13 protein-coding genes are annotated in these 11,157 nt (G+C 53.5%); 7 read left to right on the top strand and 6 right to left on the bottom strand.

Features of this window, described 5'->3' with window-relative positions:
* Positions 1-70: 70 nt before the first annotated feature.
* Together P0D43_RS03360 and P0D43_RS03355 are read left to right on the top strand one after the other, a co-directional pair.
* Positions 71-796 (top strand): triacylglycerol lipase, encoded by a 726-nt coding sequence (locus P0D43_RS03360; protein WP_159569444.1) that lies wholly within the window; start codon positions 71-73, stop codon positions 794-796.
* A 276-nt stretch (positions 797-1,072) separates the two neighbouring features.
* Positions 1,073-1,669, top strand: a complete 597-nt coding sequence (locus P0D43_RS03355) for a CBS domain-containing protein (protein ID WP_159569442.1) — start codon at positions 1,073-1,075, stop codon at positions 1,667-1,669.
* 4 nt (positions 1,670-1,673) lie between these two features.
* Here P0D43_RS03355 and P0D43_RS03350 read toward each other — a convergent pair whose 3' ends face one another.
* Positions 1,674-2,558: a LysR family transcriptional regulator gene (locus tag P0D43_RS03350; RefSeq protein WP_341237378.1), complete on the bottom strand. Its 885-nt coding sequence runs from the start codon at positions 2,556-2,558 to the stop codon at positions 1,674-1,676.
* Positions 2,559-2,692: 134 nt separating this feature from the next.
* On the opposite strand from P0D43_RS03350, the gene P0D43_RS03345 reads away from it, so the two are divergent.
* Complete coding sequence (locus P0D43_RS03345; protein WP_394673697.1) at positions 2,693-3,691, top strand: TerC family protein; 999 nt, start codon at positions 2,693-2,695, stop codon at positions 3,689-3,691.
* A gap of 63 nt (positions 3,692-3,754) precedes the next feature.
* On the opposite strand, the gene P0D43_RS03340 is transcribed toward P0D43_RS03345, so the two are convergent.
* The 3 genes from P0D43_RS03340 to P0D43_RS03330 are packed head-to-tail and all read right to left on the bottom strand — an operon-like array spanning position 3,755 to position 5,516.
* Complete coding sequence (locus P0D43_RS03340) at positions 3,755-4,348, bottom strand: YceI family protein (RefSeq protein ID WP_201301429.1); 594 nt, start codon at positions 4,346-4,348, stop codon at positions 3,755-3,757.
* Positions 4,349-4,361: 13 nt separating this feature from the next.
* Positions 4,362-4,919, bottom strand: coding sequence for a YceI family protein (locus P0D43_RS03335; protein ID WP_394673236.1), 558 nt, complete (start codon positions 4,917-4,919; stop codon positions 4,362-4,364).
* 36 nt (positions 4,920-4,955) lie between these two features.
* Entirely contained in the window at positions 4,956-5,516 is a 561-nt protein-coding gene (locus P0D43_RS03330) for a cytochrome b (RefSeq protein ID WP_394673235.1), read from the bottom strand.
* A gap of 189 nt (positions 5,517-5,705) precedes the next feature.
* Here P0D43_RS03330 and P0D43_RS03325 point away from each other — a divergent pair, with 189 nt between their 5' ends.
* A complete protein-coding gene (locus tag P0D43_RS03325; RefSeq protein WP_394673234.1) occupies positions 5,706-6,260 on the top strand; it encodes a c-type cytochrome in 555 nt (184 codons plus the stop codon).
* 65 nt (positions 6,261-6,325) lie between these two features.
* Here P0D43_RS03325 and P0D43_RS03320 read toward each other — a convergent pair whose 3' ends face one another.
* The gene (locus P0D43_RS03320; protein ID WP_341237374.1) at positions 6,326-7,003 is read right to left on the bottom strand and encodes a TetR/AcrR family transcriptional regulator; all 678 of its coding nucleotides are present in this window, start codon (positions 7,001-7,003) and stop codon (positions 6,326-6,328) included.
* A gap of 112 nt (positions 7,004-7,115) precedes the next feature.
* Here P0D43_RS03320 and P0D43_RS03315 point away from each other — a divergent pair, with 112 nt between their 5' ends.
* From P0D43_RS03315 to P0D43_RS03305, 3 genes are all read left to right on the top strand, one after another.
* Entirely contained in the window at positions 7,116-8,012 is an 897-nt protein-coding gene (locus P0D43_RS03315; RefSeq protein WP_394673233.1) for an SDR family NAD(P)-dependent oxidoreductase, read from the top strand.
* A 73-nt stretch (positions 8,013-8,085) separates the two neighbouring features.
* Positions 8,086-8,748, top strand: coding sequence for an NAD(P)H-binding protein (locus tag P0D43_RS03310; RefSeq protein ID WP_394673232.1), 663 nt, complete (start codon positions 8,086-8,088; stop codon positions 8,746-8,748).
* Positions 8,749-8,786: 38 nt separating this feature from the next.
* Entirely contained in the window at positions 8,787-9,152 is a 366-nt protein-coding gene (locus P0D43_RS03305; RefSeq protein ID WP_159569420.1) for a response regulator, read from the top strand.
* Here the strand turns inward: P0D43_RS03305 and P0D43_RS03300 are convergent.
* Positions 9,149-11,149, bottom strand: coding sequence for a UvrD-helicase domain-containing protein (locus P0D43_RS03300; RefSeq protein ID WP_394673231.1), 2,001 nt, complete (start codon positions 11,147-11,149; stop codon positions 9,149-9,151). The two genes, P0D43_RS03305 and P0D43_RS03300, sit on opposite strands and share 4 nt — an antisense overlap.
* Between the last annotated feature and the right edge of the window lie 8 nt (positions 11,150-11,157).

Below are 11,157 nucleotides of genomic sequence, written 5' to 3'. Positions count from 1 at the left end.
AGGAATTCCTCTTTGTGCGCAGCCCCGGCTTGCCGTATTTTCTCGGGTGTGCACAACCCTGTAACACCCCATGAACAAAGCAGAATTTCAAAAACGCTACGGCAACACCATTGGCAAACCCAAACTAAGCTTGTTGTTGGGCGAGGCCAAAACCCCATTTGAAGCTGCCAAACTGGCTGTGGGCTGGCGTTTCCTGGCCCGCAAGAATGTGGGGCAAGGTCAAACCATCTTGCTGCTGCCGGGCTTTGGTGCCAGTTCCAGCAGCATGACGTTCATCAAACGCTATCTTGATTCCCTGGGTTACAAAACAGTGCATTGGTCGGCTGGTTTTAACCACGGCGAAGTAGGCAAGCTGCTGCCACAGGTGATTGCAGACATCAAAGAACACTCCGAGCAGGCCCAAGCCCCGATCAAACTGCTGGGCTGGAGCCTGGGTGGCTACCTGGCGCGCGAGGCGGCGCGCGAAGTGCAACAAAACGTGAGCCGCATTGTGACCATTGGCAGCCCCGTGATTGGCGGCCCCAAATACACCGCCGTGAAAACGCTTTACGACATCCGCGGGCTGGATGTGGAATCGATCGAGAACAGCACCCTGAAACGCTTTGAGCACCCCATTGTGTGCCCCATTGTGGCCCTGTACTGCAAGAAAGACTCCATTGTGAGTTGGCAAGCCTGCATTGATCGCTTCAGCCCGAATGTTGAACACATTGAAATTGACACCCCCCACCTGGCCATGGGTGTCAGCAAGGAAGTGATGAACCTTCTGCCTTATGCACTTGGCACCCCGCTGAAGTAAGCCCCGCAAGGCTGAACACCTTTTCCAAAAACTTGAGCCCTTTCATCTGCGGAAAAGGTGGGTATTCGATTGTGTCCTCCGGGCTTTTACTGACTTGAAACTTTTTGCGAGCAGCGTAGACTAAATTATTAGTGGACGGTGCTAGCACTGCCACGACACAAGGCAACAAACCCTTGTGCCTGTACCCCCCTTTTGCATGCGGTCCGTCCTGCAAACTCACCCGCCAGCTCTCAGGCTGCGGATGCAACGCCACTTGTGTGTCAAAAAGGGTTCAACATGATCAGACAACACTACCAATCACTCGAACACATCAGCGCTGGCGCCACCGACATGATTACGGTGAGCGATCCCAGTCGCCCTCTAAAGCTGACCGCCGATTCTCCCGCCTTCGACGCCATGACCGATCTGCGGCGAGTGCACCCTGTCAGCATTTCCGACTCGGAAACACTGGAACAAGCTCGCACCACCATGATTGTGTGTGGCGTCAAACTTCTGTTTGTGCGCAACAGCCTGGGGCATTTACAGGGCCTGCTGACCGCAAACGACCTGGCTGGCGAAAGAGCCATCAAGGAAGCTTCGTCAAGCAACCGCAACGTGCCTGAACTCACGGTGAACGATGTCATGGTGAAGCTGCCCGATCTCGAGTTTCTTGAGTTCGGTGCCGTCTCCCGGGCGGAAGTGGGCCACATCATCGCTACGCTGCGTGAACACAACCGGCAACATGCGTTGGTGGTTGACAACCGCACCGGCAAAATGCGCGTAGTGGGCCTGTTTTCATCCACGCAAATTGCGCGTCAAATGGGAATTCCAGTGATGGACCCAGTTAAAGCAAGCACCTTTGCTGAAATTGAAGCGGCGGTGGCCGCGGCTTAACGGCTCAATCACCAAGCCTGTTCAACAATTCGACCACCAAGGGGTGGTCGATTCCCCGTACATTCCACACCCCATGAATTTCCTCGTGCAGGTCATCACACTGCCCCAGCAATCGCAGGCCGCTTAAAGTGCCTGTGTCGTAAACGCCCAAGCGGCTCACCGGAAAAACCCCAAATCCCCGCGCGGCAAACACCGACATCAAAGCACTGTCCTCGAACTCACCCACCACATGCGGCACAATGCCCAACTGCTCAAACCAGTGATTCAAATCGACACGTAGCCTTGAATGACCGGTGGGCAGCAACACCGGCAGGTCATGCAGACATTCCGGGAAATGTGTCAATGCACCTTTTTTCACCCACTTTGATGCGCCGTACCAGTCCACTTCTGAACTGATCAGCAGGCGACTTTGCATGCGCAAATTCGGGTTTGCTGGCGGTGGCTGCCCAGCGAACACAAAATCCAGGTGATGCAGGGCCAATTCCGCCAGCAACTGCTCGGGCTCGCCCTCGTGGCAAGTCAGGTGCAAGTCTTCCGTATTCAACACCGGCTTGAGCAGCGCATGCACCGCCAGTTTTGAAATACCGTCGCAAAGGCCGACCTTGAAACGCCGTACAGGTTTGCTCGCCACCGCCCGCACCAGCTCAGGCAGGCTTTGCCCAATCTGGAAAATTTCCTCCGCTTTGGCAAAAGCCACTTGCCCCGCCTCGGTCAGTGACACGCCACGCCCTTCGGGTTTTAACAACTGGTGGCCCAAATCCTTCTCCAGCTCGCGCACCTGGGCGCTAATGGTTTGAATGGCCATGTCCATGCGTTCGGCAGCCCGCGCAAAACCGCCCTCTTTGGCCACCATCCAGAAATAATGCAAATGGCGATAGTTCAAAGTCATGCAAGCCCCACAAAGTAACTTCGTAAAAACCGAATCAACAGTTCATTAAATACTGGTTTTTCCGAAATCACAACTGATACACCATGGCGCCGTGTTCAATTCAACCCTTATGGAGTATCAACGTGGACGTTTTAATGGAATTCATGCACACCGACTTTCTCGGCACAGCCGCATGGATTTGGCTGTTGTTTGTCGGTATTGTGGTTGCGCTGCTCGCCTTCGACCTTGGCGTGCTGCACAAGGATGATCACGAAATTGGGGTCAAGGAAAGTTTGCTGCTCTCGGGTGGCTACATCACCGCTGCCTGTCTGTTCGGTACTTGGGTGTGGTGGTACCTGGGTTCAGAAAGCGGCATGAACTACTTCACCGGTTTCGCCATTGAAAAATCACTGTCGATGGACAACGTGTTTGTCATCGCCATGATTTTCTCGTTCTTCGCCATTCCCCGTCAGTACCAGCACCGCGTGTTGTTCTGGGGCATTTTGGGCGTAATCGTATTGCGCGCCATCATGATCGGTCTGGGCGCTGCGCTGGTGAAAGAATTCAGTTGGGTGCTTTATCTGTTCGGCGCCTTCCTCGTGATCACGGGTATCAAAATGTGGTTCATGGCCGACAGCAAACCCGACATTGAAAACAACCCGATCCTGAAGTTTTTGCGCAAACGCATGCGCGTGACCGAAGGCCTGCGTGGCAACGCGTTTGTTGTGAACGAAGCCGACCCCAAAACCGGCAATGTTGTACGTTTTGCCACACCCCTGTTACTGGCGCTGGTGTTGATCGAGTTTGTCGACCTGATCTTTGCGGTCGATTCCGTACCCGCGATTTTCGCGATCACCACCGACCCCTTCATTGTGTACACCAGCAACATCTTTGCCATTTTGGGCCTGCGTGCACTGTACTTTGCCTTGGCCGCGATGATCCACCGCTTCCACTACCTGAAGTACGCTTTGGCCATGGTACTGGTGTTCATCGGCAGCAAAATCTTCCTGGTGAATTTCATCGGCAAGTTCCCGCCCGCCTTTTCACTCAGCATTACCCTGGGCTTGATTGCAGGTGGCGTGGTGTTCTCGCTGTGGAAAACACGGAGCGAGGCTAAAAATGAAAAACTGGAACATGCAACTGACAGCAAATAACCGTCGCTGAAACAAAAAAGCCGGCCCCCACAAAGGCGCCGGCTTTTTTCATTCAATCCATTTTTACTTCGGCTGTTTCACCGCTTCAATGGTAATCAACACTTTCACTTCCGGAAAAAAGCCACGGTCCACGCCATAGCCCAAATCGAAGTCCGTGCGCTTGAATTCAGCCACCGCATCGGCGCCACACACTTCCGCTTTTTTCATGGGGTGCATAATGCATTTGAAAGTGTTGATCTTCAATGGAACCGGCTTCGTGATCCCTTTCAAAGTCAGGTTACCCAACACCTCCACCGGCTTGTCACCTTCAAAGCGCATTTTGCTGGCCGTGTAGGTAATGGTGGGGTGGGCTTCCACATCGAACATGTCTATATCTTTGGCATGCTCGTTCATCTTGCCATGACCAAAGTCAAGGCTGGCCGCATCAATTTCAATGTCCACTGTACCGGTTTTATTGGCACGGTCCAGGGTCACCATGCCCTTGGTTTTCTCAAACTGGCCACGCCACAGTGACAACCCGCCCATGTGGTCCGCCTCAAACGAAGGGAAGGTGTGACTTGGGTCGATCACATAGGTATCCACCGCCGCATGCGCAGCACCCAACATACCCAATGCAATTGCACTGCCCAACACGGTTTTCGATACTTGCTTGAACATCCCTAACTCCTTTTTATTTGGCTGGTACTACCAGTTTGAAATCAATGGTCACTTCATCGGCCACCAAGCTGGTGTCACCCCATTCCCCGTCTGCGCCCACCTTGTATTCAAGGCGCTTGATCTGGGTTTTGCCGGTGAACGTGTGCTTGTCGCCCGCAGTTTTAATTGTTACCGGAAACTTCAGGGGCTTTTTAATGCCTCGAATGGTCAAATCGCCAGTGGCCTGCAAATTATTGCCACTGCCTGTGACGCCCGTAATGACAAAGGTCGCCTTGGGGTGGTTTTTTGAATCAAACCAGTCCTTGCCAGCCACTTCTTTGTTGTACTCGGGGTCCCCCAGGTCGTAACTTGCGGTGTCCACGCTCAGAATGGCTTTGGTGTCCGCAGGCTTGGCCAGGTCAAACTGCACATCGCCGCTAAATTTCTTGAAATTGCCACTAACCGGCACATTGAATTGTTTGAATGTTGCCTTGACTTCGCTTTGCGCGGCATCAATCGGGGCGGCCAACACTGGCAGAGTAAAAACAGACAACGCCAGGCCAGCGGCCACTGTGGAAAATCGGTGAATCATCTTGGTTCCTGCGGGTACTGGATCGGATCGTACAGATTAATCGGCTCGCATTCCGGGGATCATGCGGCCCAAAATACCGTCCCGGTCCAGAATGTGATGTTTCAAGGCCATCAATACATGGCCCGCCACCAAAAAGACCAAGCCTTTGCCTGAAAGTTCATGCAAGGTTTTAAACAGTTCCTTGAGTTCAGCGTTCTTCTCGATCAAAACAGGCAACTCAATCACACCAAACCACACCACCGGGTAACCCGAGGCCAGGCTGTACAGGCAACCAAAAACCGGAACGCCCAGCATGAACACATACAAAGCCAAATGCCCCAGCTTGGCCAGCAGCACCGTGTTGTGCCCCCAATGCGCAGGGTATTTGGGGGTTTTCGACAACATTCGAACCACCATGCGCAACAGCACCAAAGCAAACAAGGTGACACCCAACCACTTGTGCCAGTTAAAAAGTTTCAGCTTGAATGGTGTAATGCCCGGGATGTCCACCATGTACAAACCCAGGCCAAATGCCGTCAAAATGCCCACCGCCATGAACCAGTGAACCACGACCATGGGCAAACCGTATCGGTGGTTCTCGCTTAATGCGCTCTTCAAAATCTCATCCCTTTGCAATACAGCCTTGCATTTTCAGCAATAAATAGTTGGGTTTAAAGCCTTTTTCAAGATACAATTTACAGTTGTTTTGAAGCTGCGTACATGCCGCAGGGCCTAAACATTAATCAGCCCGTATTGTGCAGCCCCGAATAATTACGTTTCAACCAGCGCTTTCAATCAGGACGTCGTATGAGCGATTCAAACGAACACGAACTTCTAATCAAGACACCGAAGCAACTTATCTACACAGTGATTGCCGCGTTTGTCATCCCGATTTTCGTCATTATTTTGCTGGCTAAGTATGTCACCAGCAGCGAAAAGCCCGCAGCCGGCACCAATGCTTTTTCCGAAGAAGCGGTTGCGCAGCGCCTGGCACCTGTGGGCACTATCGACTTTGTTGACGCCAATGCGCCCAAAGTATTGAAAACTGGCGAACAAGTGTATGCGGCTGCTTGCGCAGCCTGCCACACCACCGGCGCAGCAGGTGCCCCCAAGTTTGGCGACCAAGGCCAGTGGGGCGATCGCCTGAGCAAAGGTTTCGACACCTTGTGGAAAAACGCTGTGAACGGCATTGGCTCCATGCCAGCCAAAGGTGGCAATGCTGACCTTGATGACATCGAAGTGGCTCGTGCTGTGGCTTACATGGGCAAAGAAGTAGGCGCTGATTTCAAAGCACCCGAACCAGCCGCCCCTGCTGCAGAGGCACCCGCTGCCGATGCACCAACCGCTGAAGCTGCCAAGTAAAACGCGTTTGAAACGCCAATAAAAAACCCGCCTGAAGGCGGGTTTTTTATTGCATGCTCAGCGCATCAATCGTCGCACTGCAACAGCATTTCTCCCACGCCACGGAAAATCAGCATGGCATTTTCCACCACATCTTCCACGGGTTTTTTGCAACCATCCATACTCCAGCGGGCCGCCATATACAGCACTGAGCCCACCAGGCCCGAGGCCAGCAAGGTTGAATCCAGCCCCTTCACGCCGCCGTCCTTTCGCTGCTCAATCAGCGGTTTGGCCAGTGTTTCCAGCATTTCTACAAAACTGTACAGGGTTTTCAAGCTCAACTCTTCCAGGTGCCGGTTCACGGTCAACACCTCGACCAACAAAATACGGGCTGCCTGCGGGCTTTCCTTGAACTGGCTGAAAAACACGGTCAAGCCGGTTCGGGTGGCCTGCTCCAGATTGTCTGCATCTGTGCTCAACAACACCTTCTGCAACTTGTCGCGCAGCGTATCCGTAATGTGCAGGTAGCACGCAGTGAACAGGGCCTCGGCATTGCTGAAGCTCTCGTAAAAATAGCGCTCGGTCAAACCCGCTTCCTGACACAGACCCTTCACCGTGGCGGCATGGTAACCAGTCGAACCAAACATCTTGATGCCAGCCTCAATCAGTTTCAACCGGCGCTCCGCCTTGCGGGTTTCGTTGGACACCCCACGGTAACGACGCCCTGCGGCTTTGGCAATTTGCTCGGGTGCTTTCGCATTCATAATTGGAAGATATACTCAAAAAATAGGCATTGACAGTATGCAGGCCCAACATTAAATTGACAACCACGATTGTCAAATTACAGCTACAACACAGCACATTGGAGACCGACACATGAAATCATTCAACGGCAAAGTGGCCGCAATTACAGGCGCTGCATCTGGCATGGGCCGTACGCTGGCCCTTCAACTGGCCAAGGACGGATGCCACGTATCCCTCTCCGATGTTGACACCAAAGGCCTCGCCGAAACCGTGAAGTTGGTGAAAGCCGCCGCGCCCAATGTCAAGGTTACCAGCCAGCAACTCGACGTGTCCAACCGCGAAGCCATGTATGCCTGGGCCGATCAAACGGCCAAAGACCACGGCAAAGTGAACCTGATTTTCAACAACGCGGGCGTCGCTTACGCCACGCCGGTTGAACACATCGATTACGACAAATTCGAGTGGATCATGGGCATCAACTTCTGGGGCGTCGTGTACGGCACCAAGGCATTTTTGCCACACCTGAAGGCATCTGGCAACGGCCACATTATCAACACCAGCAGCCTGTTTGGTCTGTGTGCACAGCCCACACAAAGCACCTACAACGCCACCAAGTTTGCTGTTCGTGGTTTTACAGAAAGCCTGCGCCAGGAACTGGACATGATGAATTGCGGCGTATCGGCCACCAGCGTTCACCCAGGCGGCATCAAAACTGCCATTGCCCGCAAAAGCGTCGCATCGCCTGAAATTGAACAGTTCACCGGTGCCGATTCCGAGCAGGGCAAAGAGTTCTTTGAGAAATTCTTCATCACCACTGCTGAAAAGGCGGCCGATATTATCCTGAAGGCGGTAAAAGGCAACAAGCGCCGCGTGTTGGTTGGCCCCGACGCAGTGGCCATGGACGCCATGGTGCGCACATTGCCCGAAAGCTATCAAGCCATTATCGTGAGTCAAATGAAAAAAATGCGCGACAAGCAAATTGCCCGCAAAAAACGCAAGGCCGCTGAAAAGGAAACCCAAAGCGCATAACAACGCCTTTGGACTTTGACATTAAAACGCGGTTAGTCTTAAGACTGCCGCGTTTTTTTATTGGGGACTTGATTTGAGTTCGACGAACATTCAGAAAACCCTGCTATTGGTGGGAGCCACCGGTGTTGTAGGTCACAGCGTGCTGGCGCAGGCGCTGGCGCACCCGAATGTAGGCAAGGTGGTTGCGTTAACCCGCAAACCCATTACACCGCACCCCAAGTTACTCAACCAGGTCATCGACTTCAACGCCATTCCTGAAGAGGCTCCTTGGTGGCAAGCCGATGCAGTCATCTGCACCTTGGGCACCACCATCAAAGCGGCCAAAACAGCGGAGCAATTCCGTTTTGTGGATTACACCCTGGTGGCTCAATTTGCGGCACTCGCCGCCCAGCATGCCGTGCCCTGCTTCGTACTGAACTCAGCCATGATGGCCAATCCCAAAGCGAAAGGCCTGTACTTGCGCACCAAGGGGGAAGCGGAACAGGCAGTTCGAAACGCGGACATTCCAAGTGTTGTGATTGCGCGCCCTGGTCTGCTCAATGGTCAGCGCGAGGAATTTCGTCTGGGTGAAGAAATTGGTTTGATCGCCAGTCGCATGCTCAACCCGCTATTGCCCAAACGCCTGCGCAGTGTGAAAGTCGACATGCTTGCACGCACAATGCTGATAGAAGCGCTAAACGCCGAACCGGGCACAAAAGTACTGGAATCCGAGATTTTTCAATCTGGCACGGTATGATGGTAAAAAAATAAATCACCATCAAACCAAATCACACCATGCCCAATATTCTTCTAATTGACGATGCCAACACCATTCGAAAAGTTTGCGCACATATTTTGACCCAAGCGGGTCATGTTGTGCGCACTGCGGCATCGGCTCAGGAAGGCATACGAGAGATCGTAGAAAACGGCGCACCCGACCTGATCATCACTGACATCGACATGCCCGGTATGGACGGTCTTGAGTTGTGCAACCGGATTCGAAAAACCGGAGCCATGGTACCCATTGTGGTGATTACGTCGTATTCCGACAAAGAAATGATTAAACAGGCCAAAGCCCTCAACCTTGCGGGGTGGTTGCTGAAACCGGTTACCCCCGAGGCGCTGATCCAGAAAGCAAATTCTGCGCTGGGTGCAAACTAAGCGCCGACCTTTGTCAGCAACCCTTTCAACGCACTCAAACGGTCTTTCGGGGTCATCTTGGGTGTGTCATCGGGCAGGTCTTTGTCGGTTTCCAGTTGCAGTTCCTTGATAAACCGCGACGGAAAACAACTCACCAATTCACGCGCCTTCTTGCGCTTTCTGCACCAGGTAATATTCAGGCTGCGCTGTGCACGGGTCACACCCACATACATCAGGCGGCGCTCTTCTTCCAGCCTGTCGTCGGTCAGTTCGCGCCCTTCGCCGTCGCCAAAACTGGGCAAAATACTTTCCTCACAACCCAGCAAAAACACATGCGGAAATTCCAGCCCTTTGGCTGCGTGCAGGGTGCTTAGCTGCACGGCATCGGGCCGGGTGCCATCGTCTTGCCGATCCAGCATGGTCATCAAAGCCACTTTCTGTGTCAGGTCCAGCAAGGTCGAACCTTCTTCCTCGCCCTTGTCGCCCATCCACTTCACGAAATCGAGCACGTTTTGCCATTTGCTTTGTGCGCCACGTTCGTCTTGCTGCTCGTAAAGCCACTCTTCGTACTTGATGGTGCTCAACAACTCATTGAGCAAATCGCGCGCAGGTTCACGCTGGGCGCGGTACTCCAGCTTGTTGATGAAGGTGCCGAAAGTGCGCAGCGCATCGACCATGCCCGCATTCAAATGGCTTTCCGCACCGGTTTCAAACAGCGCTTCAAACAATGAAACCCCGCGCGTACCTGCATAAGTGCCCAAGGCTTCCAGTGTTTTTTGACCAATGCCACGCTTCGGCGTGGTCACCGCACGAATGAATGCCGGGTCATCGTCCTGATTCACCAGCAATCGCAAATAGGCGATCACATCCTTGATCTCGGCACGCTCAAAGAAGCTTTGTCCGCCACTCAAAATGTAGGGAATTTTCTGGCGCCGCAAGGCCTGTTCCAGAATGCGCGCCTGAAAGTTACTGCGGTACAACACCGCATAATCGCCGTACTTGGCGCGGCGCTCAAAGCGATGCCCACTCAACATCATGGCCACCTGCTCGGCTTCATGCTCATCGTCAGCCATGGGGCTGATCACAATCGGTTCACCGGGGCCGTGGTCGCTCCACAGGGTTTTTGGAAACAGCTTCGGGTTGTTTTCAATCAAGCGGTTGGCCGCCTGCAAAATACGCAGGGTAGACCGGTAATTCTGCTCCAGCTTGATCACTTTCAACTGCGGGTAATCTTCGGTCAGCTGCCGCAGGTTTTCAATGGTGGCACCGCGCCAGGCGTAAATGGCCTGGTCATCGTCGCCCACCGCCGTGAACATGGCGCGTGGCCCGGCAATCAAACGCAGCAAATCATACTGGCAGGCATTGGTGTCTTGCACCTCGTCCACCAGCAAATAACGCAGGCGGTTTTGCCAGCGGCTTCGCACTTCCTCGTTGCTGGCCAGCAAGCGCGTGGGCTTCAAAATAAGGTCGTCAAAATCCACAGCCTGGTAGGCTGCCAGCGTGGCTTCGTAGCTTTTGTACAGGCGGGCAATTTGCCCCTCATCTTCCGTGGTGGCTTGGGCCAGTGCAGCATCGGGGTCCACAAGGCCGTTTTTCCACAGCGAAATTACGCTTTGCGCCTTGCGAATCAGTTGCTTGTCGGTGGTGCCATACAGCTGTTGCACCAAGCCGTAGGTGTCTGTGGCGTCCAGAATTGAGAACCGCGCTTTCAGCCCGGCATGTTTGTGCTCTTCCCGCAAAATTCGAATGCCCAGGCTGTGAAAGGTACACACCAACAGGCCTTTGCCTTCCGTGCCACGCAACAACTTGGCCGCACGCTCTTCCATTTCCTTGGCGGCTTTGTTGGTAAAGGTAACCGCCGCAATGTTCTTGGCGCTTACGCCCTTGTTTTGAATCAGGTGGGCAATTTTTTGGGTGATCACGCGTGTTTTGCCCGAACCCGCACCGGCCAGTACCAGGCAGGGACCATCCACATAATTCACAGCTTCGCTTTGGGCTTTGTTCAGGCCTACAGACATACAGGGGG

Source organism: Limnobacter sp., assembly GCF_043511195.1.
GTDB lineage: Bacteria > Pseudomonadota > Gammaproteobacteria > Burkholderiales > Burkholderiaceae_B > Limnobacter.
This window is presented reverse-complemented; position numbering and strand designations above follow the sequence as displayed.

What these genes read in the sequence shown, in the direction of transcription:
- P0D43_RS03360 (WP_159569444.1), top strand. Translation starts at nt 71, where the DNA reads ATGAACAAAGCAGAATTTCAAAAACGCTACGGCAACACCATTGGCAAA.
- P0D43_RS03355 (WP_159569442.1), top strand. Translation starts at nt 1,073, where the DNA reads ATGATCAGACAACACTACCAATCACTCGAACACATCAGCGCTGGCGCC.
- P0D43_RS03350 (WP_341237378.1), bottom strand. Translation starts at nt 2,558, where the DNA reads ATGACTTTGAACTATCGCCATTTGCATTATTTCTGGATGGTGGCCAAA.
- P0D43_RS03345 (WP_394673697.1), top strand. Translation starts at nt 2,693, where the DNA reads ATGGAATTCATGCACACCGACTTTCTCGGCACAGCCGCATGGATTTGG.
- P0D43_RS03340 (WP_201301429.1), bottom strand. Translation starts at nt 4,348, where the DNA reads ATGTTCAAGCAAGTATCGAAAACCGTGTTGGGCAGTGCAATTGCATTG.
- P0D43_RS03335 (WP_394673236.1), bottom strand. Translation starts at nt 4,919, where the DNA reads ATGATTCACCGATTTTCCACAGTGGCCGCTGGCCTGGCGTTGTCTGTT.
- P0D43_RS03325 (WP_394673234.1), top strand. Translation starts at nt 5,706, where the DNA reads ATGAGCGATTCAAACGAACACGAACTTCTAATCAAGACACCGAAGCAA.
- P0D43_RS03320 (WP_341237374.1), bottom strand. Translation starts at nt 7,003, where the DNA reads ATGAATGCGAAAGCACCCGAGCAAATTGCCAAAGCCGCAGGGCGTCGT.
- P0D43_RS03315 (WP_394673233.1), top strand. Translation starts at nt 7,116, where the DNA reads ATGAAATCATTCAACGGCAAAGTGGCCGCAATTACAGGCGCTGCATCT.
- P0D43_RS03305 (WP_159569420.1), top strand. Translation starts at nt 8,787, where the DNA reads ATGCCCAATATTCTTCTAATTGACGATGCCAACACCATTCGAAAAGTT.
- P0D43_RS03300 (WP_394673231.1), bottom strand. Translation starts at nt 11,149, where the DNA reads ATGTCTGTAGGCCTGAACAAAGCCCAAAGCGAAGCTGTGAATTATGTG.